The 24,505-nt window shown below is 48.3% G+C and carries 17 protein-coding genes; 9 read left to right on the top strand and 8 right to left on the bottom strand.

What is annotated here, in order from left to right; genetic code table 11:
* Window positions 1–11 precede the first annotated feature (11 nt).
* Window positions 12–1,679, bottom strand: coding sequence for an alpha-amylase family glycosyl hydrolase (locus JKP77_RS00850; RefSeq protein WP_218309307.1), 1,668 nt, complete (start codon window positions 1,677–1,679; stop codon window positions 12–14).
* A 1,123-nt stretch (window positions 1,680–2,802) separates the two neighbouring features.
* Between JKP77_RS00850 and JKP77_RS00845 the strand changes: the two genes are divergently transcribed.
* A complete protein-coding gene (locus JKP77_RS00845) occupies window positions 2,803–3,915 on the top strand; it encodes a DUF2855 family protein (protein WP_218309306.1) in 1,113 nt (370 codons plus the stop codon).
* A gap of 244 nt (window positions 3,916–4,159) precedes the next feature.
* Here JKP77_RS00845 and JKP77_RS00840 read toward each other — a convergent pair whose 3' ends face one another.
* A complete protein-coding gene (locus JKP77_RS00840; RefSeq protein WP_218309305.1) occupies window positions 4,160–5,128 on the bottom strand; it encodes a LysR substrate-binding domain-containing protein in 969 nt (322 codons plus the stop codon).
* Between the two features lie 517 nt (window positions 5,129–5,645).
* On the opposite strand from JKP77_RS00840, the gene JKP77_RS22480 reads away from it, so the two are divergent.
* Together JKP77_RS22480 and JKP77_RS22475 are read left to right on the top strand one after the other, a co-directional pair.
* Entirely contained in the window at window positions 5,646–5,951 is a 306-nt protein-coding gene (locus JKP77_RS22480) for a DinB family protein (RefSeq protein WP_274608602.1), read from the top strand.
* The gene (locus JKP77_RS22475; protein WP_274608601.1) at window positions 5,902–6,186 is read left to right on the top strand and encodes a DinB family protein; all 285 of its coding nucleotides are present in this window, start codon (window positions 5,902–5,904) and stop codon (window positions 6,184–6,186) included. Before JKP77_RS22480 ends, JKP77_RS22475 begins: the two co-directional genes overlap by 50 nt.
* A 166-nt stretch (window positions 6,187–6,352) precedes the next feature.
* On the opposite strand, the gene JKP77_RS00830 is transcribed toward JKP77_RS22475, so the two are convergent.
* From JKP77_RS00830 to JKP77_RS22645, 5 genes are all read right to left on the bottom strand, one after another.
* Window positions 6,353–7,258 (bottom strand): sugar kinase, encoded by a 906-nt coding sequence (locus tag JKP77_RS00830; RefSeq protein ID WP_218309304.1) that lies wholly within the window; start codon window positions 7,256–7,258, stop codon window positions 6,353–6,355.
* Window positions 7,259–7,296: 38 nt separating this feature from the next.
* The gene (locus JKP77_RS00825; RefSeq protein ID WP_218309303.1) at window positions 7,297–8,760 is read right to left on the bottom strand and encodes a mannitol dehydrogenase family protein; all 1,464 of its coding nucleotides are present in this window, start codon (window positions 8,758–8,760) and stop codon (window positions 7,297–7,299) included.
* Window positions 8,760–10,178: a glucuronate isomerase gene (gene uxaC / locus JKP77_RS00820; RefSeq protein ID WP_218309302.1), complete on the bottom strand. Its 1,419-nt coding sequence runs from the start codon at window positions 10,176–10,178 to the stop codon at window positions 8,760–8,762. The genes JKP77_RS00825 and uxaC overlap by 1 nt, the downstream gene beginning before the upstream one ends.
* Before the next feature lie 103 nt (window positions 10,179–10,281).
* Entirely contained in the window at window positions 10,282–11,298 is a 1,017-nt protein-coding gene (locus tag JKP77_RS00815; RefSeq protein WP_218309301.1) for a LacI family DNA-binding transcriptional regulator, read from the bottom strand.
* 209 nt (window positions 11,299–11,507) lie between these two features.
* Window positions 11,508–12,230, bottom strand: a complete 723-nt coding sequence (locus JKP77_RS22645; protein ID WP_338024824.1) for a GntR family transcriptional regulator — start codon at window positions 12,228–12,230, stop codon at window positions 11,508–11,510.
* A gap of 424 nt (window positions 12,231–12,654) precedes the next feature.
* Here JKP77_RS22645 and JKP77_RS00805 point away from each other — a divergent pair, with 424 nt between their 5' ends.
* The 6 genes from JKP77_RS00805 to manD all read left to right on the top strand — a co-directional run bounded on the left by JKP77_RS00805 (window position 12,655) and on the right by manD (window position 21,795).
* Entirely contained in the window at window positions 12,655–15,567 is a 2,913-nt protein-coding gene (locus tag JKP77_RS00805; protein WP_246601012.1) for a TonB-dependent receptor, read from the top strand.
* Window positions 15,568–15,630: 63 nt separating this feature from the next.
* Window positions 15,631–17,790 (top strand): alpha-glucuronidase family glycosyl hydrolase, encoded by a 2,160-nt coding sequence (locus JKP77_RS00800; RefSeq protein ID WP_218309300.1) that lies wholly within the window; start codon window positions 15,631–15,633, stop codon window positions 17,788–17,790.
* Window positions 17,791–17,802: 12 nt separating this feature from the next.
* Window positions 17,803–18,840, top strand: a complete 1,038-nt coding sequence (locus tag JKP77_RS00795) for a C4-dicarboxylate TRAP transporter substrate-binding protein (RefSeq protein ID WP_218309299.1) — start codon at window positions 17,803–17,805, stop codon at window positions 18,838–18,840.
* Window positions 18,833–19,294: a TRAP transporter small permease gene (locus JKP77_RS00790; RefSeq protein ID WP_246601011.1), complete on the top strand. Its 462-nt coding sequence runs from the start codon at window positions 18,833–18,835 to the stop codon at window positions 19,292–19,294. The genes JKP77_RS00795 and JKP77_RS00790 overlap by 8 nt, the downstream gene beginning before the upstream one ends.
* On the top strand, window positions 19,291–20,568 hold the full coding sequence (locus JKP77_RS00785) for a TRAP transporter large permease (protein WP_218309297.1): 1,278 nt from the start codon (window positions 19,291–19,293) through the stop codon (window positions 20,566–20,568). Before JKP77_RS00790 ends, JKP77_RS00785 begins: the two co-directional genes overlap by 4 nt.
* A gap of 18 nt (window positions 20,569–20,586) precedes the next feature.
* A complete protein-coding gene (gene manD / locus JKP77_RS00780; protein ID WP_218309296.1) occupies window positions 20,587–21,795 on the top strand; it encodes a D-mannonate dehydratase ManD in 1,209 nt (402 codons plus the stop codon).
* A gap of 39 nt (window positions 21,796–21,834) precedes the next feature.
* On the opposite strand, the gene JKP77_RS00775 is transcribed toward manD, so the two are convergent.
* On the bottom strand, window positions 21,835–23,937 hold the full coding sequence (locus tag JKP77_RS00775; RefSeq protein WP_218309295.1) for a TonB-dependent siderophore receptor: 2,103 nt from the start codon (window positions 23,935–23,937) through the stop codon (window positions 21,835–21,837).
* Between the last annotated feature and the right edge of the window lie 568 nt (window positions 23,938–24,505).

Here is a 24,505-nt window from a genome sequence, read left to right as displayed (position 1 = left end):
AAGAAAGACCGTTAGTGAGTTGTGCTTTCGGCTAGCAACGCATAGCTGAACATATTATCCAGGGTCACTGATCCATCAATGACCTGAACAGACTGGCCTGAATAGTGATCTCTCAGTAAGCTTCCGTCTGCAAAATAATCGCCTACAGGAATATTCTTTTTACCGTTCGGTAGCGATGCTGCAATTATTACGGACGGATGGCCCTTTAACTCTCTTGCAAAGGTGTAAGGGGCATCACAAATCACGGTATGCTGGCCGGCACCGATCGCCCGGTATTGATTACGAAACTGCCCGAGTTTTTGCCAGTGCAGAAGTAGTTGCTGTGTGGCCGGTAAGGCAAGGTCTGCCCAGTTCATTGGCACACGTAAACTTGCGTCGCCCACGGCATCGGGAGCCAACAATGGGCGGGCAAGCTCGTCGCCGTAATAAATTTGCGCTGCGCCTGGTGCCATCATCAATTTGAATGCAGTTTGGTATGGAAATTTGCGCTCACGGTCAAATGATTCGGGATCATCATGTGAGCTGATGTAATTCAGCGTGGCAAAAGATTGCATCGGTGCGCTGTTCATGGCGTGGCTATAATCTGAGAATAGCTGTGCGGCAGACAGCTTAAGGTGTTCTGGGAATCCCATATTTATGAGGCCGTCAAAGCTAAAGTCGAAATAATTTACTTTCTTGTCGCCAAAATCATATTCGCCAGTTCCTTCAATTGCATTTTTGAAACCTTTGAGGCCCCAATGCATAACTTCACCCACCATATAGAATGGAATATCAGGTGTTATCCGGTTTGGATTTTTTGAGCGCCATTCTTTCAAAGCCAAATCAGCTTCTACTTTTAGCTCTGTCCACACTTCAGGTTCAACATGCTTGGCAGTATCAACACGAAAACCATCTAGTCCAAATTCCCTGACCCAATCAGATAACCATTTAATAAGGTAATATTTTGGTAACCTAGGGTGCTGGGTGCGAGCAAAATAGTTATCAAGTTCAGCTAACTCTTGGTCTAGTCGGCCTTCTTCACGCCATTTTTCTTTCAGCCAGTCGGGCAGTGTAACTTCCAGTGAACTGTCTGTCCGCATATCGGTGAGTGACGTGGCAAGAGCACATCCAGTATTTTGTATGTAGCTGCTCCAGTTACATAAGGGCCGCGTCCTAACCCACGAAGCAGGCCAAGCTTCATCTATAGCAGTTTGCGGTCCGGTATGGTTAATGATGACATCAAAGAGGATCCGGATACCTTCGCTGTGGGCAAGTGTCACCAACTCTTTGAAGTCGTCTTTAGTGCCGAAGTTCGCGTCTATTTGGGTAAAATCTTTTGGCCAATAACCGTGGTAGGCATAGGTGGCCCCCGAACTTGTATCCACGCCGTGGATTTGCTCAAAGACAGGCGTTAACCAAAGAGTGTCCACACCAAGATTAGAAAAGTAGCCGCTTTTTAGTTGCTGTATGACCCCTCTAATATCGCCGCCTACAAAGCCTCTTAGTTTTGCTGGCGTTTCAGGCCGACCATAGGCGTAATCATTGGAATTGTCGCCGTTCTTAAAGCGGTCTAAAAGAATAAAATAAACCGTTGCACTCTTCCAGTGGATATCAGCGGCGGCAAATGATTTGCCGCTCCCTACGAGCAGCGCTACTAAAAGCAAAGTGCTCAGTTTAAAATGTTGATAAATAATGTTCACAACCTATGTCCTTAAAGTCTGATAAAACGCGTCATGACTGTGACGAAAACGGGAAGTAAACTGTAATTAAAAACGTTTAAATTTTATTAAATTTATATTTTTCAGTTAGATACGCTCTCTCGGAATAAACTTGTTCACATCTTCCCCAGAGCTGGCATTTCTGTAGGTTCTGTTCGGGTTTCGTTCACCCCCCGTCTGCCTTTACTTAAAAGCTAGGGTCTGTTGATCTTTGCTGTACGAATTATGTTCGGGGTAAACGCGTTTTGATCGCGGCGCGCCAATTGTAGCTTAGTCATCTAGGAAAATGAGGCGGAACAAAGAGCAAAACGCGTTTAGCTGAACCCAGCGGGCAGCGTTTGTTAGTGATTTATGCTGTGTTATCGTCCACTTATGTAGAGTGGCTACACGGCGTGAACGCTGCCTTGCGTAAATCACTAACAATTCGCTGCAAAAATGTACAGCAAAGGTCAACAGACCCTAGGCAGAACCTTACTGATCGATTTCCACATTCAAGATTTTAGACCCAACCTATCGGGTATTTTTAGCAGTACCGATGAGTTTTCTTTGATTCCACATTCAGAAGGAAAGCGATTAAATAATGGCGTGCTCGCGGACAATCGTTGATGCTTCAAGATGTCCTTATCTGATTTAGTGATGTTTAACTTTCATCAGTTGGTGTTTAGCAGAGAATTTAAGAGTATTGCAGCTCCTTTCCATAGAATGGACTTTCCTTGAGTATTGAAACCCACGTTCCTGTCTTATTCAACAGGCATCCATCGCCCCTCCAGCGTTCCCACAAGGCTATTTTTTTATTAAATAGAATAGGTGACGACCCTGCATTCAAGTAACACGGTGATGAAGACCTGGTGATATCGATAATCCACCAAATACCCGGCATTAACCGATAAAGCAATGCCCCTTAATACACGCAAAAAGAATATTCGAACTCTGTACAGCCGTTCATTAACCTGCCCCTCCAAAAGCAGGCTATCTCAAAATTATCGCGCGTCATCATTAGTACCTATTGGTGAAGATTTACCCAGGCGTGTTAATTTCGAATCACTTCGCATACCAGCACTATTAACCTTACTGCATGTTTTTTCTGATATTTTGAGAGTAGATTATGTCGACAATTACCAATACACGTCTTCTTTCCAGTAAAAGTAACGTTGGAAATACTCGTGTTGACCACGCAGAGCAGAGTCTGGCGCTAGAGCCTGGAGAGGCTCTGTTAACCATAGATACCTTCGCGCTTACCACCAACAACATTACCTATGCCGCCTTTGGCGAATCAATGCGCTATTGGGACTTTTTTCCTACGCAACTAGAGGGCTGGGGGCAAATGCCGGTATGGGGTTATGCCACTGTTTATAGTACGAATGCTGAAGGCATTGCCGTGGGCGATCGGTTTTACGGCTATTACCCTATTGCGAAATTCTTAAAGGTCAAAGCCGGACGGGTGAATACCCAGGGCTTTAAAGAGGTTTCTGAACACAGGAGGGAATTACCGTTTACCTATAACACCTATGTACGTGTGCCTCAGACACCCACCCTGACTCCTGATTTAGAAGACGCTGAGATGTTAATGCGCCCGCTGTTCTATACGTCATATATGCTGGCCGACTTCTTACAGGATAATAATTACTTCGGCGCCAAAAAAATAGTGTTTTCCAGCGCGTCCAGCAAAACGGCCTACGGAACAGTTTACTGCGGACGCCAGCTTGACGATCACCCACACTTTGTGGGTATTACTTCAGCGCGCAATCAGGCTTTTGTCGAAAGCACAGGTCTGTACGACTCCACCGTGACATACGAGGAACTCAACACGCTTTCTACGGACGAGCCTTATGTTTACGTGGATTTCTCGGGCAGTAACAGTCTTCGTTTACATATTCATCAGCACCTTGGAGAGCAACTTAAATATGACTGTTACGCAGGCTCAGCGACCAATACAGAATACCTGTCGAACGAGCATAAATATAATCCTGAACCTGTGCCTTACTTCGCTCCGGATCAAATTCGTAAACGTATTCAGGACTGGGGTATGGATGAATTAAATCGACGTTACGAAGCAACTCAGGCCGAGTTTTTGGCTGCTCTTGTCGATCCCCAAACCGGTTGGATGAAACTTAGCCCTGGTTATGGATTTGGTGATGCGGCGAGGGTAACTCGCACGCTTTATATGACTGGCGATCAGCCCCATCTGGGCAGAGTCATTCGTTTCGATATGTTTTAATAGACGGCGAGTGCAAACAAAATAAGACGGTCACCCTAAAGTGCCTATGCGTGTGGAGTGGTTGTCCAATCCGGAAGTACACTTAGTGATTGTTTAATCGGTGTCGGTGCATGCCGCATTCAGACATTCTAAGTTCTCTGGCGTCCACGTACAGGTAGTGCTCTGAGATAATGAATTATTCAAGTCATGCGAGCTGTGGTCCCAAATCACGAAGCAGCCATCGCAGTCAGGGTTAGAATGAACCTTATTTCAAGAAGGCCTCAGTATCCCGCAGTCTTGCTTTCCATTCATCCAAAGAGGTAACCGGCGTTTTAAATGGCATTTCGGCTTTTATCCAGTCGCAAAATAGCTTTATGCGGTTCCCTTTCGGAGAAAACTTTGAGTAAACCAAGTGCGACTTCCAGCGAAGTGGATGGGGGAGATCAATAGGTACAGTCAGTTCACCAGATTGTACATAACGCCCAACCATTATATCTGAGGCCAGCATGACTCCCTGGCCCGCTAATGCCGCGCTTAAAGCAAGATCACTGGATGTATACGCTGTCTTCTTAAGAGTTATCGCTGTTAAATCAACGTCAGCATTTTCAAACCAGCTTTCCCAGTTCACTTTATCTTCGTAAGTGAGTCCAAATAGTCGCGCACCAATAAAATCTTCCGGTGTATTCAGAGAGTATTTCTCCATAAAAGAAGGTGAACAGACGGGAAATACAGAATTTTCCGCAATGCGCTCAATCACTAAAGAAGGATGTTGTAGCTGACTTGTTGACGTACTAAAACGAATCGCAAGGTCTACATGACCATCATTGAAATCAACAATTCGATTTGAGCTTAATACATTTATATTTATGTCAGGATGAATACTGGCAAAAGAATGTAAGTTAGGAACGAGCCACAATGCACAAAAGGCTTGTGTGGAACTCACTGTTAAGTCGCCCTCCAGGGGCGCTTCCTGAATTTGATTCAGCCCATTAATGACTTCAACAAACCCTCTCTGGCAAGCGGAAAACAACGTTTTTCCAGGCTCCGTGAGGACCATTCTGCGTGCTTCACGGGTAAACAACGTCACCCCAAGATTGCTCTCCAATTGCCGCATTTGCTGGCTGACAGCCGCCTGTGAAATAAACAGTTCTGCTGCGGCTCTGCTGTAGCTCTGATGCCGTCCAGCCACCTCGAAACAAAGTAAATTGTTAAGCCAACGCAGTCGCTTGTCCATACTCTTTCAATTATAAGATTAAGTTATATTACAAGTTAAGTTTTATCGTTGGAGAAGTAAAGCGGTTGACGAAACAATAGCGTTGTTTTCCACCAACGGTAAAAAAGAGAATGAAAGTTACAGAGAAATTAAATGTGCATAAACCTGTCTCTAAAGCTAATCAAGCTGATGTTGTTCACAAAGCGCGGCGTGCGAAACTTAAACGATATCTCTGTGAGATAGGGAATAAGTTAAACTTATCGCAATTGTCATTTTATAAATGATGAGTGCAGGTGTTAACTAAGTATATGTATGCGTTATTTTGCACAATATGCATTATGCTGGTGTTATAAACTTGATTCCCCATATGCCCTGAAATCAGGTTTGCTAAGCGCTTGCTCAGTAGTCAGCCTCCGGCGGCAGTTCATCCCTTAAAACGCGGTGGAGTCGGAGATTTACGCCAGGTGCTCACAAACTACTATTCAATAATAGATATGGTGAAAAGTTCAGGCGAAATCTCTGAGAAATTGGAATGACTATGAAAGCGAATTTCCTACTGATGGCCGATTACAATAAATGGATGAATAACTCTATTTATGAAGCTGCATGCCAATTGAGCCACAATGATCTTAAAAAAGATACGGGGGCGTTTTTCGGCTCTATTTTGGGAACGCTTAATCATATTTTAGTGGCGGATATTATCTGGCTTAAGCGCATCGCTGTGCACCCTAACCGGTTTCCTTCTCTAAAGGATATAGCAACAAAACCGTTTCCCGAAAAAGCTGAACACGATTTTGTACCAAGATATAGAAACGCTAAAAATAGAAAGGGTTCTTTTAGATAACGTTATTAAAGATTTTGTCGCAGAGCTTTCGGATGAGGCCTTGGAGAGCCCTTTGGCTTATATAAATACCACCGGAACGGCATACCATAAATGCCTGGGCTATATCATGCTGCATTTCTTCAATCATCAAACTCATCATCGTGGGCAGGTTACAACCTTATTATCTCAATTTGGCGTAGACGTTGGTGTAACAGATTTGTTGGCGATAATTCCTGATATAAAACCGGAACTTTAGCAAATCAAGCGGCACAGATGCCTATTCTTTGGCGCCCTGAAAAGGATATACGAGTCGTGTGCATTTAAGCCGTGCGACGCTGTTTTTGTGATGACATAATCGGCACAGCCAGCTGCTTACTATTCCTGTTTAGAAAGGGCCGCTGGCGGATAGCTGACAATAGCGTTTACAGGGCGGGTAATGCCTTTTCCGGTGGGGTTATCGCGCCAGGATATCCAATAACAAATGCCGCTAGTTTTGCGCCGTATCTGGCCGCTTCGACGGCATCCATTTTTTTAGCGCGGGCCGCAAGGTAACCCGCGTTAAACGCATCGCCTGCCGCGGTGGTATCTACTACGGTGCGTGCTGGCTCAACCGGCACCGACCAGTTGCCGTCAGGTGTATTGACAACGAGCTCTGAAGCGCCATTTTTTATGATTTTCTCATCAATTGAAAACTGAGACAGGTGTAAAACGATATCGCTCACGGAGTGATGCGCATAAAGCTGGGCGTGATCATCAACGCCGGATAGCGAGATATCGGCCATTCCGTAAAGGCGATCTGCCCATTCCCTGGCCTCAGTGCTATTTTTCCAAAGTGCCGGGCGATAGTTGAGGTCGAACGCAACTTTGGCTCCCCTGCGGCGCAAGTCGTTGAGCTTACCCACCAGCACATGGCGCTGCGAATCATCCAGTATAGCCACAGAAATTCCGCTTAAATAAAACAGCTCGGTATCTGGCAGTGGTGATGTAAACAGATTCATGGTCTGGGTAGCAGCCGATTCACTTCGCCAGTATGTGAAGGTGCGTTCACCAGCCTCGTCGGTATGCACCATGTACAGCCCCAGATGCCGGGTATCTGAGCGTTTTACCCAATCGATACCAAGGTTTTCCTGCTGCATGAAGTCGCAAAGTTCGATGCTCTGCGCATCATTGCCAATTGCGGTAAGGTAGTCGACCTGTAAAGCCGGCGCACACCGCTTCAGATAAATGGCCGTGTTGAAGGTGTCTCCGGCAAAGTTTTTAACAAGGTGTCTTGCAGACTGGGTTACCAGCTCTATCATGCATTCGCCGAATATTACGATATGGTTCATGGCACAGGTTCCGGGATTAATTTAAACGCGGGCAGGGCTTACTGACATAATGCCGCCAATTGCTGTGAAACATTCTGGCTGTCAATCGCCGCAACGATTCTCAACTGGCTGTGAACGGTATTGCGAAACGCGGTATTTTGGGAAAGTTCACCGAAAATACGCTTATCATCCAACAGTGCGTCTGCAACGTTCGTCAGATGGCCGTTGTGCGTCTTTACCAATTCATGCAGTGTCTCGCCCATCGGGTCTATAATTTTAGTGTCAGACTGACTGGCCCGAACGACAAACAGGATCCAGGCAGCCACGGTAGCTGATAACAAGGCAATGCTGCGGTTTGCGGCCAGGTTATCCTTCACAGTTTGTAAGATGCGGGGAGGCAGCTTTTGCGAGCCATCCCAGGCTATCTGAGACAATAAATGATGAATGTGCCGGTTCTTAAAGCGCTTCAGAATGTCGGCGGCATATTGGCCCGGGTTCAGTGCGTCACTGGCATCAACGGAGGGTAAAATCTCTTCGTGAAGCAGTGTATTTAAAAAAGTGTGCATTGCATCGTGGGTTACAGCTTCATAAACCGTGTTTAAATGGCATAGCGATCCGAGGTAGGCCAGTGCGGTGTGACTGCCATTTAAGATGCGAAGTTTGGCTTTCTCAAAAACCTGAACATCATGGGTGATGATTGCGCCCGACGCTTCCCAGCCGGGACGTGGACCACTGAACTTATCTTCAATCACCCACTGGGTAAATGCCTCTCGCTGAACAGGCCAGGCATCTTCCAGCCCTGTAACTTGTTCTGCTGCCTTTTGCAGGGCGTCATCGGAGGCCGGTGTGATACTGTCGACCATGGTATTAGGAAAGCAAATGCTATCCGCTATCCACTGGCTGAGTGCCGTATCTGACTGGTCAGCGAACAACGTTACGGCGCCGTGCAGTGTGTCGCCGTTATCCGGCAAATTATCACAACTGATGACAGTAACATCCCCGGTATTTGTGTGCTTACGCTGCTTTAATGCTGCAGCTAACAGGCCTATCGCTGAAATAGGATTATCGGGGTGAGCCAAATCGTGACGAATGTCCGGATGCTCGAGGTTCAAACTGCCGTCATTATTCAGGCAGTAGCCTTTCTCGGTAATGGTCAGCGAAATAATGTGGGTCTGAGGCGAGGTCATTCTGGCCATTACCTGAGCGCGATCTTGCTCAAGCACCAGCACTTCCTTCAACGCACTTACAATGGCCGTTTGTGGTTTGTCGTCCAGGATCATCAGGGTGTACAGATTATTTTGCTGCTGTAGCGCATCTTTGAGTTGACCACTTCGCAGCGAAACTGCACTGATCCCCCAGCACCCGTCTTTATCCACCTGTTGCGTATACATAGCCTGATGCGCGCGGTGAAACGCGCCGGGACCAAGGTGGACGATCCCGACTTGCACTGACGCAGGAGCGATGTCGGCAGTGATGACGTTATCAGGTAAGTTGCTTAGCGTACGATAAGACAGTCTGGTCATTATGCCTCCAGCTTATACGCTTGTTTTGCCAACCGGTATGTCAATTGGCTGGCTAAATCAAAAGCCTCATTTTCACTAAGCCGGTGTTCGGCAACCAGCTGAGCCAGAAAGCGGCAGTCGATGCGTCGTGCAACATCGTGCCGGGCCGGAATCGAAAGAAAGGCGCGGGTATCGTCGTTAAACCCAACAGTGTTAAAAAATCCAGCCGTTTCAGTTACCTGATGGCGAAAACGTAACATGCCTTCAGGACTGTCGTGAAACCACCATGCCGGACCCAGTCTCAGACAGGGATAATGACCTGCCAGCGGAGCCAGTTCTCTTGAATAAGTGGTTTCATCCAGTGTGAACAAAATGATAGTCAGACTCTGCTCATTTCCATACTTATTCAGCAAGGGCTTCAGGCCATCGACAAAGTTCACGGCTACCGGAATATCGTGTCCTTTGTCATTGCCAAACTGTTTGTGAAGCGGCTGATTGTGACTGCGGTGTGAGCCTGGATGAATTTGCATCACCATGCCATCTTCCACGCTCATTCCCGCCATTTCCGTCAGCATCTGAGCGCGAAACAGTTCTTCGTCTGCTTTGCTGGCTTGCCGGGCAAGTACTCTCTCAAACAGGGCTTCGCATTCGCCTGGCGATAAATCGGCAGTCGCTGCGGTTGGATGACCGTGGTCAGTGGCTGTCGCACCGTGTGCCCTGAATACTTCGCGCCGCTTTCTTAGCGCATTCAGATACCCCTTCCACGAGCTGGTATCTTCGCCAGTAAGCGCACCTAATTTTTCAATGTTTTCCACAAAGTCATCCCGGGATGCATCTACCACGTCATCAGGACGGAAAGTAGTAATTACCCGCTTTTCCCAGCCGGAGCCCTGTAATTTCTTATGGTGCGATAACGGATCAAGGGCACCTTCAGTGGTGGCAATCAGTTCGATATTAAACTTGTCCATCAGTGCTCGGGGTTTGAACTTCGAGGTGGCAAGCTCTGCGGTGATATGGTCGTAGTATGCCATCGCGTTTTTGCTGCAAAGCATTTCCTGCATGCCGAAAACATCATGAAACACGGTGTCCAGCCAGAGTCTGGAAGGAGTGGCAGCGAACAGATAGTAGTGGTCTGCGAACAATTGCCAGGCTTTGCGGGGATCCTGCTCTACCGGTTTTCCATCCACCCGTGCAATCCCCAGCGAATCCAGGCCGACGCCCTGACTGTACAGCATTCTGAAAACATAGTGATCAGGCGTAATGAAAAGCTCGGTGGCATTGGTAAAGTTTTCGTCATTCGCGAACCAGCGAGGATCGGTATGGCCGTGCGGACTGATAATGGGCATGTCTCTGACAGACTGATAAAGCGCTCTTGCCACGTCACGGGTGTACTTATCTACCGGGAAAAGTCTGTCTTCGTGCAATAAAATCGGTTCCATAACGTCCTCGCATTGCTGGTTGAGTTAGGCAAAAAGCGTAACATATTCATTTATGCCACCGGTGGCATAATAGGAGCTGAGTAACGTCCGATCAAGAAAAATCTTAGCGTTTGCCGGTGGATTCACGCACAATTAACGAGGCTTTTACAGGCTGAGTCGACGTATTATCAGCAATGTTTCCTTCTATCCGGGCCAGCAGTTTTCGTGCAGCCATCGCTGCCATTTCTGCCACCGGGCGGCGCACTGTCGTTAAAGACGGAATGATTCTGGCGGCCATCAGGTTATCATCAAAGCCGATAACCCGAAGCGAATCCGGGACTGCGATACCCATATCATAGGCTGCCCGGATTACCCCGATTGCCATTTCATCATTGTTGGCAAAAATAGTGCCCGGCCTTGGCGTAAGCTGTAGCAACTCTCTGGCACACGTTATGCCGCTTTCGTACGTATTGTTCCCTTCGATAATTCGGGTTGACGGGATCGTGATGCCATGGCCTTTCAGTGCCTGAGAAAAACCTTCCAGACGCTCAGCGGTAGATGAGAAACCTTGTGGGCCGGAGATGACAGCGAAGTCGCGGTGCCCTTCAGAGACCAGATAATCTGCGACTTCACGCATAGCGGCGCGATCATCAGAAATCACCATCTTCTCTGTATCATCCAGCGCTACCGAGGCCATTCGGACATAGTTAACGTGCTGCTGCCTGAAAGCACTCGCCAGCGCTTCAGACTCCGACACAGGGGGCAGCACAACAACCCCATCAACATTTGAGCGTTTGGTAAACTCAATGCAGTTCTCAACGAATCCGGCATCGTGATAATCACATGGGTGAACAATCAATTCATAACCGCGGTCAGTAATTACCTGTAAAACGCCATCCTGCACCTGATCAATATAAAACGTACCCGGGTTATCATAAATAATGCCCAGTAAATAAGAGCGCCTTGACGCCAGACCGCGGGCTTTCTTATCCGGTGAAAAACCTTCCTCACTAATGATCTGCTGAATCTTTTCACGCGTCTTCGCGTTGACGTTTGTAGCGCCGTTGATAACCCGTGAAACGGTGCGTTTGGACACGCCCGCTTTGTCTGCAATATCGTTAATAGTAGGTCGTTTTGTCATTTCAGGCAGTTGGTGATGTCGATTTATCTCAGAAGGGCAGAGTAGCGCGCTTATTCCTTGCAAACAAAATTTATAAGAGACTTAAGCGCGATCTTTTATTTGTTCACGAAAACGTTAATGGAGTGAAGTACACCGCCTTTGTTTTACGCTGACCGGATAACCGTGGGCCCTAATTCTGTATGGGGGCCAGCTCGTTAGAGCGGGTTGGGTTACTCACTCTCTTCGAAAAATTCTGAGTGTCGTGATTTAACGGCGTGCAATACCTGCAGGATCAGATGAAGGTGACTACTCATTGCTTCGCGGGCTGCTGCTGGGTCGCGTGCTCTGAGTGCTTCAACAATCGCCGTATGCTGCTCGAGCACACTGTCATATTGCCCCCCAAACTCCTTCAGACTGAGATTCCTGACCCGGTCCATATGTGCTTTTTCGTATTGAATCAGGCTGGCTGCCCGTTTGTATTGAGAAAAATCGGCAAGCGTCTGGTGGAAATCATCATCAAGGCGCTGAAATTCCAGTGCGTTGAGCTCGCTTGCAGCCTCACGTTGTTGTTCGATAAGCGCTTCACAATCAGCAATCAGCGTATCGCTGGCATGCTCTGCACAATAGGCAACAACCGCAACTTCCAGTGCCTCTCGAATAAAGCGGGCCTCTACAATTTTGGGAATACTCAGTTTAGAAACAAATGTACCGCGCTGGGGCCGGACTTCAAGAAAACCTAATGAGACCAGTTTCGCGATAGTTTCTCTTACCGGTGTGCGGCTGACGCCAAATTTCGCGGCAAGTTTGTTCTCAGACATGGTTGAGCCTGGTTCGATAGCCATATTTACGATTTCATCGCGTAAATATTCAAAAAGCTGGTCAGAGGTAGACTGGTGATAGGATAGCTGGATATCTGCAGCAGTCACTGTTGCGTTATTCTTTTTCACTTTCACTATTACACCGCTAAAACTGACATTATGTCACGGCCAGTAACAACCCGCATTTTCTTAATCATTTATTATCGCCTGATGTCTGGTTTCAGAAATAGTTTTGCACGTCAGCGCTTACCCGTTAACCCATTCCCTTACATTAATGACTGCAGCGCCCGCCTTGACTGCAACTAGAAATATAAAGAGGAGAAGCAAAATATCAACGCATTACGCGTTCATTTGTTATTCAAAAGTTACATCGCCTTTATGATTTTTATCAATTGTTAAAATTATGTGCATTTTCGCTGGTCGCGCAGAAATCATCCCGTTATAGTGCCCTCGAAATTTAAGTTGTATACAAGTATTCATGTGTCGATTCGACCTTCTTTGAGCCGGTCATTCGTCGACACTTTCTATACCGTTCGATGCGATAGGCAAGGGGTTAAGTATGAACACACGGAAGACTTTTTCGCTAAGTAAACGTGGTCTGCTGATGTTGGCAGTAGTAACAGCTATGAACTCAGCAAACGCTCAGGAGCAGGAAGACGAGACGCAGCAGGCAGAGGAGCCAGCACAGGAAACGGAAGTCATTGAAGTTCGTGGCTACCGTGGAAGCTTGTTTAACTCAACCGTGGCCAAACGGGATTCTCAGGGATTTGTCGATGAAGTATTCGCTGATGATATCGGCAAGATGCCGAGTCAGAATCTCGCCGAGTCACTAAGCCGCATTCCCGGCGTTAAAATAAACCGGGAAGTGACTGGGGAAGGTCAGCAAATTTCAGTCAGGGGGCTGGGACCGAGTTTCACTAAAATCGCACTGAACGGCAATTCTATTGCTATCGCCTCAGACGGCAGTCTGGGGTCGGGAAACCGAAACCGGGAAGTGGATCTTGATATTTTTCCCACAGAATTGTTCAGCAGCCTGACCGTTTCTAAAACAGCGAAAGCACATCAGCTCGAAGGCGGAGTATCAGGCTTTGTAAATATGCGCACCGCGCGCCCGTTCGATGCAGGCAATCAAACCTTCAAATATTCCCTGGAGGGTGCATATGGTGATCTTCGCGGCGATATCAGCCCTCGTTATTCGGCAATGTATAAAAACACTTTCAACGATAAATTTGGTGTACTTGTAGGCGTAGCCGGCGCGAATACAAAGTCACGGGTCGATGGCTATGAAGCCGTAGCGCTGTTCACTGACGGGTGTGTGGCGCAGTGGAACAACCCTGAACATACAGCGTCAGGCTGCGTTGATGGCAGTCAGGGGCTCAATCATTTTTTCTGGAGTCCGGAAGCGACCGCGGACTACGCTGCGGCTAACCCCGGCGTAAATGTCGGAGACCCGGTTGATCCGGTCGCAACGTCGGGGCTGAATGCCGATACGCTCGACACGGCGTTACTGCCGTATCTCGGCCGTCCAATGTTTACCTATGGCAGCCGCGATCGCGTATCTGGCATCATCTCGTTGCAGTATCGTCCAAATGACAGCATTGATGCCGTACTGGATACTATGTACGCGAAGGCATCTAAGGACTTTGTGAGAACAGAAGCCATGTGGTGGGGCCGGCGAAACTATCTGCACCAGGGTGCGGCAATTATTCCGGAAAATGTCACCGTGGATAATAACGGCTACGTGACAGACGGTACGTTTTACAACTCACACATCTGGGTAGGGTCTCATGATTACCAGGAGGATCTGGATTTTTACAGCATCATGCCAAGCGTGTCCTGGATAGCTTCAGACATGCTGACTGTGGATGTGTCTGCCAGCTTAACCAAATCAGAATTTGACCGTGACGAGCCTTATGTACTGTATATGTCGCCGGGCGGCACCATGCAGTTTACCAATGGCGATGTGCCAAGTTTTAATTTCAGTGAGAACCCGGCAGATCCCACCATTGGCTGGACGTGGCAGCAGGAATATGACCAAAACAAAGACGGTGTAATAAGCGAAGACGAAAAATTCGGCGATATGTTCCGCATTCAGCGAAATCATCGTGAAACCGAGACGAAAGGCTTCCACCTTGATTTCGCTTACGGCGAAGCGCCAAATTACAATGGTTTCAAGTTCGGTATCGCCTGGGATGAAAATACCTCCAATATGGACGCGTTTGGCGGCACGGCCGAGTTTACCGAAAATAATGTAATGAACTCTGCGGCCTACGGTAATTTCGCCGACTATCTTATGCCTTCTCTGGTCAATGATCTTGGTACTGGCATCAGCGGATACAGTGGTTATACCGGTATTGCACAGGTTGACTGGAACCGCATCAAGGACGCCACCAATTACGATAGCTTCGAAGCCATCCCTTCACAAGGCGATCAGTTTGGTGCCACTGTGGGTGACATAAACGAAGAAGTCCTGGGCATTTACATAGAAGCGAATGCGGAAACTGAGATAGCAGGGCGGCTTCTGCGAGTGAATACCGGTGTGCGCTGGGTAGATACGGAACAAAGCGTAGCAACGTCGGAAAGCAGCACCAGCACGAGCTATAGCAAGTTATTACCTTCACTAAGCCTGGTGTATGACGCCATGGAAGATGTGAAAATTCGTGCCAGTGCTTCGCGCAGCCTGACACGTGCAAACCCGTCTGACCTTTTCCCCAATGCTTCCTGGGGTGGTTCAGGTATTGAAACCGTGAGAGCGGGCAATCCTTACCTGTCCCCCTTCGAAGCGACCAATTTCGATATTGGCGGCGAGTGGTATTTTTCTGAGCTTGGCTATATCGGCCTGACCTTCTTTGAGAAAGAAGTAACTGGTTTTACGCGCTCAGACAGTATCACGGTGGCCTTTGAAGACTTAGGCCGGTACGGCATTGATATTAATGATATTGGTGCAGACCGTCAGCAGGCACTGCTTGAATGTGGCGGGCCATCGCAGTGTACTGCAACCGTTAATACCCGGAACAATATTGATGGCGCGACGACACTAAGTGGATTTGAAGCCGTCTGGGTACAACCACTGGATATCGTGGTTGAAGGGCTTGGCTTTAATATCAGTGCGACTACTATTCGCCAGGATGCCAGTGACGATGACGCTATCATAACCGGTATTTCTGATTTGAGTTACAACGGCACGCTCTTTTACGAGAACGAATCCTTCCAGACCCGGTTAACTGTCAACCATCAGGATGGTGCTGCCAGCTATTACACCCAGGGCAAAGAAGTCTTTTCTTTCGACCGTACGCAAATTGATCTGTCAGCCAGCTATAACCTGCCGGTGGACATGGATATGACGTTAACGCTGGATGCGTATAACCTGACCAATGAACCTGTAGGAAACTGGCACGAACACACGGGGATCGCGTTTAACGCATTCTATCCGGGAGCTACTTACACTGTGGGGCTGAGAGGCGCATTTTAATTACTATTCTCAATGTACAGCTCTGTAACTGTGTTACGGAGCTGTCTGAGTAAGAGGGTAACAATGAAAACTATCCTGATCCTGGGGTTACTGTTGTTCACGGCAGGTAGTGCTGCGTCTTCAATTATAGAAGGCGAAGATGGCTACCGGTTGTGGCTGAAATACGATCTTGTCAGCAACGAAAAACTGCAACACGCCTACACCCGACAAGTTGCAGACTTTTACGTCAGTGGCGAGTCGGACACGATGCAAATTATCCGCGATGAGCTTAATTACGCACTACGTGGATTACTGTCGCAGGCTAAACAAGTGAGCGAGTCCGAAGCTGCACTGGTTGTTGCCAGCGGGAGTAAAGCGGCAACCATTGCCAGGTCCCACAACCTGGATTTGGATGCCGTGGGCGACGAGGGATATCTGGTACAACAACTGGTATCGGGTGATTCATCACAAATCGTGGTTCTGGCGAATTCCGATGTCGGTGCGCTTTATGGTACCTACCGGCTGCTGCGTCAGATACAAACGCATCAGCCACTGGATAATCTTGCAGTGTCATCAAAGCCCGATATTGATTTGCGTGTTCTGAATCACTGGGACAACCTTGACCGTCATGTCGAGCGTGGCTATGCAGGTGAATCAATCTGGGACTGGCACAAACTTCCCGAATACCGCTATCAGCGTTACATTGATTACGCGCGGGCTAATGCGTCGATTGGTATCAATGGCACGGTGTTAAATAACGTCAACGCGGATCCGCTGATCCTGACTCCACACTATCTGGAGAAAGTAAAAGCGCTGGCTGATTTGTTTCGTCCTTACGGTATTAAGGTGTTTCTGTCGGTCAAATTCAGTTCACCGCAACTCGTTGGCGGGCTGGCTACCTCCGACCCGTTAAATGAAGAGGTAAAACAATGGTGGAGCGCCAAAGCGGCGGAAATCTATCAGGAAATTCCTGACTTCGGTGGTTTTTTAGTGAAAGCTAATTCGGAAGGTCAGCCTGGCCCCGGCGATTTTGGGCGAACTCACGCACAGGGCGCTAACATGCTGGCGCAAGCGTTAAAACCTCATGGTGGTACTGTGATGTGGCGTGCTTTTGTGTATGCCAATGAGAAAAATGAAGAACGCTCTAAACAGGCGTACTCCGAATTCAAACCGCTGGACGGCCAGTTTGAAGAAAATGTGCTGGTGCAGGTTAAGAACGGTCCGATTGACTTTCAGCCTCGCGAACCTTTCAGTCCATTGTTTGGCGCCATGCCCAAAACGCCTTTAATGATGGAGTTTCAGGTGACTATGGAGTACCTGGGTTTCAGTACGCACTTTGTTTATCTGGGGCCAATGTACGAGGAAGTATTGAAAGCTGACACCTTTGCAAGAGGAGAGGGGTCCACTGTCGCCAAAGTCGTGGATGGCAGTCTTTTCGATAACAGCATTTCGGGCATGGCCGGTGTTGCCAATATCGGCACAGATCGGAACTGGACAGGGCATATCATTTTACAGTCAAACTGGTATGTACTGGGCAGAATGGCCTGGGATCCCCAGGTGTCAGCCGAAACTGTGGCTAACGACTGGGTGCGTATGACACTCAGTAACGAGACGAAGGTAGTGTCAACTGTCTCAGATATGATGATGCGAAGTCATGAGATTACGGTTAATACCATGACACCGCTGGGTCTGCATCACATTATGGGGGCAGGGCACCACTTTGGACCGGCGCCGTGGGTTGATTTTTTAGGGCGTGATGACTGGAATTCTGTCTACTATCACCGCGCGGATAAACAGGGTATTGGGTTTGACCGTTCACCATCGGGTGTGAATGCGGTGGAACAATATTTTTCGCCTCTGAAAGAGCAATTAGCCGACCCTGCAACGACGCCTGAAAAATACCTGCTCTGGTTTCACCATCTCCCCTGGGAATATAAGGTTGCATCATCAGGTCGCACACTCTGGAACGAGCTGGTGCATCGTTACTATCAGGGGGCAGAGGATGTTAAGGCGCTTGAACAGCAATGGGACGCGCTGGAAGGGCATATCGATCCGTTACAATTTCATCAGGTTCGGATGGCCTTGGATATTCATGTGAAAGAGGCCCTGTGGTGGCGCAACGCCTGTGTACTGTATTTCCAGCAATTCTCCGGTATGCCTATCCCTGACGGACTGCCGAAACCTGAAAAATCGTTAGCGGAATACCAAAAAATGTCGTTTCCTCATGCCCCTGGCCAGGGATAACGTATTTGACCTATGCCCGAATTTCGTCTTAACGCCAGATCACTCAGAGCATGTTCAAAAGCAGGTTTGCGACGACTTGCTCTGAGTGTCATTGCCCTTTTACCGCTGCAATCATTGCCAGCGGCGGCAGACTCAACGTTAAATGTTATTACCTCACTTAGCACTAACGATCCCATGTATGAGGGGTTAGTCAGGTTTAAAAGTGACGTAGAGAGCAAGTCGGACGGGGATATCCGTATCCGCATCTTTGTAGGCTCCCAACTCGGGAACGACAGTGACATGCTTGAGCAGGCGATGTTGGGGGCAAATGTTGCTGTGCTTGCCGATGGCGGAAGACTGGCGGTTTACCAGAACGAACTTGGGATCCTTGGAGCTCCCTACCTGGTTCAAAGCTATGAACAAATAGATCAGCTGACACGCACTGAATTGTTTGCCTCCTGGGCAGATGAAATGGCAACGCGACATGGCCTGCACATTTTCTCGTTCAACTGGTGGCAGGGAGCGCGTCATTTGTTGACGCAAACTCCGGTGGTTACCCCCTCAGACATGCAGGGTATAAGAATGCGCACCATCGGTGCACCGGTTTGGATCCAAACTATTGATGCAATGGGCGCTACGCCCACCCCTCTGGCCTGGGCAGAAGTCTACAGCGGGTTGCAGCAGCAGGTAATTGACGCCGCAGAGGCTCAATACACTGGCATGTGGGGCGCACGATTATATGAAGTCATTTCGCATGTAACCAAAACCGGTCATATCCAACTTATCTCTGGCCTGGTGGGCAGCGAGCGCTGGTTTCAGTCACTTACGCTGCAGCAGCAACAGATGGTGACGAACGCCGCGATTGAGGCAGGTCGGTACGCGTCACAAAAGGTGCATGCTGCAGAGGCGGATATTGAGAAGGCGCTTAAAGCACGTGGGGTAGTGATTAGTGAACCCGACACCGAACCGTTTCGCAAAGCCACTGAAGTGGTGTATGAAAATCTGGGTTACTCCGCGCTGTTCCAGGATATTCAGGCACTATTGAAGGAGACCGGCGATGCACATGATTAATCGTATAGAACGGTGGATCTGTGTGTTACTGCTGGTCGCCATCGTATTTCTGGTTTTTAGCGCTGCGATTATGCGCTCTGTTGGCTATCCGATCATCTGGTCTGTCGATGTCGCCCAGCTGCTTTTTGCCTGGCTGGCAATGCTGGCTGCGAACCAGACCTTTCACCACGGTCAGCATGCCTGCGTAGATATAGTCACCCGACGCCTGACGCCGGTGTATCGGGAAGTTCTGTTCACAGTGTTAGATGTCGTGATGATTGCCGTTCTTTGTGTTTTATTCTGGTTTGGCATCGAACTGTTTCTGGCAAACCCGCAGCGCACGCTGGGTAGCACCGAAATCGGTTATCAATGGGTAACGCTTTCTGTACCGGTAGGTGCCGCCTTGATGATCATCACGCTATGTGCACGCCTTATTGGGCGGCATCACCGTGAACCTACGGAGACAGGATTATGATAATGCTGCTCCTTTTTCTCTTTTTGCTTGTTATCGGTTTGCCGCTGGCATTTTGTCTGCTAATTGCAGGGCTAAGCTACTTTCTTGTCGCAGACAGCCTGCCGATGGCTGTTGCAGTGCAGCGATTAGTCGCAAGTAGTCAAAGCTTCCCGTTACTGGCGGTGCCCTTTTTTATTCTGGCAGGCCATATCATGAACCATTCAGGGATCACGCAGCGGTTAATTGCTTTTTCGAATTTGCTGGTGGCCTGGATAGCAGGTGGTCTGGCACACGTGACCATCATACTGAGTGCATTGATGGGAGGTGTATCTGGTTCTGCCATTGCAGATGCCGCCATGCAGGCACGTATCCTTGGCACCCCGATGCAGGACTCCGGGCTGGGAAAAGGGTTCAGTGCCGCCATCATTACAATCAGTGCGCTTATTACGGCCTGTATTCCGCCCAGTATTGGTCTGATACTTTACGGCTTTGTTGGCAATGTATCGATTGGAAAGCTGTTTATTGCCGGAATCGTTCCCGGCATTCTGCTGACGCTGACACTTATGCTAACCGTCTTTTTTCAGGTGAAAAAACATTATCCCGGACAATCTGAAGATCAAAAGCGGCCAAACCTGAAGCAGGTCCTGGTGTCTATGAATGACTGTAAATGGGCACTGTTGTTTCCGGTTATTCTGATTGTCACAATTCGGTTTGGAATATTTACCCCGTCTGAGGCCGGCGCGTTTGCGGTGGTTTATGCCGCGATAATTGGATTCTGGTGTTACAGGGAATTAACGGTATCCAGCTTATTTAATTCTTTAAAAAGCAGCATTGATGATATCGGCATGATCATGCTGATTATTTTAAGTGCCGGTGTGGTTGGCTACGTCGTGGCCTATCAGCAATTGCCGGTGTCACTGGCGCAGGCAGTCAGCGATTTAACCAGCCAGCCGCTTTTGGTATTGACGCTTTGCCTGCTGCTTTTACTCTTTATCGGTATGCTGATGGAAGGCACCGTTATCGTGTTGTTACTCACGCCAATTCTGGTACCTGTTGTCCAGTCTGTTGGCATCGACCCGGTGCATTTTGGTGTGCTTATGATGATTGTTGTGACATTTGGCGGTACCACACCACCGGTAGGCATCGCGATGTATTCTGTGTGTAATATTATGAACTGTCCCACCGATGAGTATGTGAAAGCCGCCTGGCCATTTTATGCAGCCGTACTCGGGCTTATTGGTTTAATGGCGGTATTTCCATCTGTTGTACTCTTTTTACCTGAACTGATTTACTGATTAACGGGGAAATCCATCATGAAAATTATCGATGCAAAAGTGATTGTGTGCTCTCCGGGGCGTAACTTCGTAACGCTTAAAATTGTGACTGACGAAGGTGTTTACGGTATCGGTGACGCAACGCTTAATGGCCGTGAAAAGGCGGTTGTCAGTTACCTTGAAGATTACATTACACCTGCACTTATCGGCAAAGATCCGCAACGCATAGAAGATATCTGGCAATTTTTCTATCGTGGAGCCTACTGGCGACGGGGACCTATTGGGATGACCGCGCTTGCAGCGGTGGATGTCGCACTCTGGGATATCAAGGGAAAAATTGCCGGCTTGCCACTTTATCAGTTGCTTGGAGGTCGCAGTCGCGACCGTATTATGAGTTACACCCATGCCAACGGTAAGTGCATAGACTCCACCCTTGATGCAGTGGGAGAAGCCATGGATGCAGGGTATCAGGCTGTGCGTATCCAGTCCGGGATCCCTGGCGTTGCCAGTACCTACGGTGTGCCGAAAGACGGCAGTAAATACGAGCCGGCCGACTCAGCGCTGCCTTCTGAAAGTGTCTGGTCTACTGAGCGATATCTCAATTTTATCCCAGAGTTATTTGATGCCGTACGCAGCCAGTATGGATTTGAGGTTCATCTGCTTCACGATGTTCATCACCGTCTTACGCCTATTGAAGCAGCCCGGTTGGGGAAAGATCTGGAGCCGTATCGATTGTTCTGGCTGGAAGATTGTGTGCCCGCAGAGAACCAGGAGAGTTTCAGACTGATACGTGAGCATACCACCACGCCGCTGGCGGTGGGTGAAGTGTTTAACTCCATTCATGATTGTCGGGAGCTCATCCAGAATCAGTACATTGACTATATACGTTCAACCATCGCGCATGCCGGTGGTATTACCCAGGTTCGTCGTATCGCGGATTTTGCCAGCTTATATAACGTTCGCACGGGGTTTCATGGTGCCACGGACTTGTCACCGGTTTGTATGGGCGCGGCTTTGCATTTTGACTATTGGGTGCCAAATTTCGGTATTCAGGAGCATATGCCACACTCTGAACTAATGGAGTCGGTATTTACCTTCGATTACCAATTTGAAAAAGGCTTCTTTACTCCGGGTGAGAAGCCTGGGCATGGTGTTGATATTGATGAAAAGCTGGCAGCAAAATATCCGTATAAACGCGCCGCCTTGCCGGTCAACCGGCTTGAGGACGGCACGCTCTGGAACTGGTAGAAAACGACCAGATAATTTTCGTTGTTTTAAGAGGCTTAATTAAAACTGATATTTGACACTGGCGGAATAGTTTCTTGGCGAGCCAGGCATGGTCCATAGCTTGTGGTATGAGTGAATGAAATACTCCTCATCGAGCGCGTTGTTCACATCGAATTTCAGGGTGAATTGTTCAGTCAGGTCGATAGAGGCTGACAGATTAACCAGGGTGTATGACGGCAGCAGATAGTCTGCGTCTGTGGTCTCTCCCAGTCGGTCGCCTACGTAGAGTACTGTCGCACCTAAGTACGTATTTTTGTCCATGAATTGAGTATAGTGATTCAGTGAAATATGCCCGGCATGCTCAGCCACATTAATCAGTCGCGAACCTTTTGGAATCGGTACGCCCCAGTCGAGGTTATTCACTTCGTTGGCGGTTTTAGCGTCCGTGTAGGCATAGGCAATATCTACGCTGGTACTTGCCGTTAGTTCAGTGGTCAGCTGAAATTCAACTCCCTGACTTTCTACTTTTCCAAGGGTGGCAGAAAAGCCAGTGTTTGGTGCCGCCGTAAGCATGTTGGTTTTTTCAGCATCGAAGACAGCAAGGCTGCCGGAAAACCGCTCTGCCAGGTTTTCCCATTTCGCACCTATTTCAAACGACGTGGTTTCTTCAGGGGCGAACGCGTTTCGTTCTGAGTCGAGGCCTGGGTTAGGTCTGAAGCCCTCGGCATAGCTGGTGTATAGATTGAAACTGTCGTTTACCTCGTAGACAAGGCCAGCACGGGGAGTATATACCGTTTGGTCCTGGCTCTGTGTCGCATCATTAAGCCTGTTTAAAATATCCTGCTCGAACTTATCCATCCGGACCCCAAGCAGAAGTGACGTGCTGGCGGTTAGCTCAATCATATTCTGAGCATAAAAGCCTAAGCCTTTTTGCTTTTCTGAGGTCAGTGTAGTGGGTGACACCTCAGGACGAAAAATAGTGTAGTCCGGATTATTGGGATTGATGCTATACGTGGTGTCTCCTGAGTCCCAGTCGGTTCTCCACCTGCGATAGTCGGTATCCAGATCATACTGATAGAAGTCCAGCCCTATCAGCAAATTGTTTACAACACCTGCCAGCTCAACATCGCCACTTACTTCAAAACGCACGGACACGTCTTCGGCCTGGTAGTCACGCTCACGTCGCTGCCGCGACAGTATTGAGGGATCCGAAAAGAGAAGCTGCCTGCCTGCAGACAGTTCGGTATCGGAAGATTGCCCTTCGAAGGATGAATCGCGATATGCTAAACCGGCAAGCAAATGCCAGTCTCTGTTTAGGGCGTGATTTACTACCAACTGATGGCCAAGCACTTTTACTTTATGAGCGCCGTCGCGAATATCCCCATAAAAGGTGTCAGGTTCGGTCGCGTCGAAGTCGTCATTTAAGACATAGACGCCGCGATCAAGGGGCTTTTCCTGATCGAGGATTTCCGCCTCATAACTTAACTTCGTGGAATTCGATATATTCCAGACAAATGAGGGGTTCAAAGTCAGGTTTTTATAAAATACATGATCCCGGTAAGTATCCGAGTCCTCGTAGGAACCGTTGATACGATAAGCGGTGGTATCTGTAAGGCCATTGGTGTAATCAAACTCAACCTGTTTTTTGCTGAAGTTACCAACAGTTGCCTGCACGTAGCCTTGTTCATCAAATTGCGGCTTTTTGGTAATGACATTGATGGTGCCGCCAGGTTCGCCCTGTCTGTATAACGCTGAGCCTGGGCCCTTCATGACTTCGATAGTCTGAATATTTACCGTGCCCCGGTTGCCGCTGTACCCCCGAACATTAAAGCCGTTAATTAAATAGCCGGTAGGGTTGTTTTCGTCGCCGGAAAAGCCGCGAATTGCGAAGCTGTCGAACATCCCGCCGGAATTATTTTGCTGAACAATGGCTGGGGATAACGCCAGGGCATCAATAAACTGCGTGATCCCCTCATTTTCCAGTGTGTCAGCATTTATTCTGTCGATAGCCTGTGGGGTATCAATGAGGGGAACGTTTCCACGGTAGGGCTGGCGATGTGACACCACCTCTACATGTTCAAGATCCTGCTGCGGGCTTACAGAAGTCTGTGCTGTCGCGCTCACTGATATAGCGATAAGTGAAAGTAAAAATGGCTTTTGCATAGTATTTAAGAATAGAGAGTCTGTGAAATTTTACGTTATGTTATATTGTATCAATTGTTGCAGCAAGAGATGTCTGACTCAAAAATTGAAGCCTGCATCGCAATACTACCCACCGGGCCTTAAAAATATCGCTACAGGAGGGGCATGTGATTAGGTATGTAAAGTCGAAAACACAGAATGATGGATGCCTTAGAAGTAGCTCGTCGACCTACGCGGCTTCAGCAAGGTAGTTGCCTTTTTGATAAAAAATGCCGCCGCAACGACTATCTGCTGACAGGTAGTCGTTTCAGAGGCCCTAATAGCATAGCTTTGATAACAGGCATGTTCGACGGTTTATGGCTGCTTCATCTGTCAAACTGTTTCACGGTAAAACCCTACCGCAATCAGCGTAAAGCAAGCGAAAAATGACTATCAATCTCTCTGTGTAAAAAGCATCTCCCAAAAAACTTAACACTCCTTTCAATAAATGCAAATAAGAATTAATATCATTTGCATTGAAGTGTCTACCTGCCATTGCTACTATCAGCACCCTGATTCAGAGAACCATACACCGGCTTATCTGCACACT

This window comes from Alteromonas antoniana, assembly GCF_019249295.1.
GTDB lineage: Bacteria > Pseudomonadota > Gammaproteobacteria > Enterobacterales > Alteromonadaceae > Alteromonas > Alteromonas antoniana.
Note: the sequence above shows the minus strand (reverse complement) of the source record. Positions and strands in the feature narration are given on the sequence as shown.

What these genes read in the sequence shown, in the direction of transcription:
- JKP77_RS00825 (WP_218309303.1), bottom strand. Translation starts at nt 8,760, where the DNA reads ATGACCAGACTGTCTTATCGTACGCTAAGCAACTTACCTGATAACGTC.
- JKP77_RS00805 (WP_246601012.1), top strand. Translation starts at nt 12,655, where the DNA reads ATGAACACACGGAAGACTTTTTCGCTAAGTAAACGTGGTCTGCTGATG.
- JKP77_RS00775 (WP_218309295.1), bottom strand. Translation starts at nt 23,937, where the DNA reads ATGCAAAAGCCATTTTTACTTTCACTTATCGCTATATCAGTGAGCGCG.
- JKP77_RS00830 (WP_218309304.1), bottom strand. Translation starts at nt 7,258, where the DNA reads ATGAACCATATCGTAATATTCGGCGAATGCATGATAGAGCTGGTAACC.
- JKP77_RS22480 (WP_274608602.1), top strand. Translation starts at nt 5,646, where the DNA reads ATGAAAGCGAATTTCCTACTGATGGCCGATTACAATAAATGGATGAAT.
- JKP77_RS00795 (WP_218309299.1), top strand. Translation starts at nt 17,803, where the DNA reads ATGCCCGAATTTCGTCTTAACGCCAGATCACTCAGAGCATGTTCAAAA.
- uxaC (WP_218309302.1), bottom strand. Translation starts at nt 10,178, where the DNA reads ATGGAACCGATTTTATTGCACGAAGACAGACTTTTCCCGGTAGATAAG.
- JKP77_RS00815 (WP_218309301.1), bottom strand. Translation starts at nt 11,298, where the DNA reads ATGACAAAACGACCTACTATTAACGATATTGCAGACAAAGCGGGCGTG.
- JKP77_RS00840 (WP_218309305.1), bottom strand. Translation starts at nt 5,128, where the DNA reads ATGGACAAGCGACTGCGTTGGCTTAACAATTTACTTTGTTTCGAGGTG.
- manD (WP_218309296.1), top strand. Translation starts at nt 20,587, where the DNA reads ATGAAAATTATCGATGCAAAAGTGATTGTGTGCTCTCCGGGGCGTAAC.
- JKP77_RS00785 (WP_218309297.1), top strand. Translation starts at nt 19,291, where the DNA reads ATGATAATGCTGCTCCTTTTTCTCTTTTTGCTTGTTATCGGTTTGCCG.
- JKP77_RS00845 (WP_218309306.1), top strand. Translation starts at nt 2,803, where the DNA reads ATGTCGACAATTACCAATACACGTCTTCTTTCCAGTAAAAGTAACGTT.
- JKP77_RS00800 (WP_218309300.1), top strand. Translation starts at nt 15,631, where the DNA reads ATGAAAACTATCCTGATCCTGGGGTTACTGTTGTTCACGGCAGGTAGT.
- JKP77_RS00790 (WP_246601011.1), top strand. Translation starts at nt 18,833, where the DNA reads ATGATTAATCGTATAGAACGGTGGATCTGTGTGTTACTGCTGGTCGCC.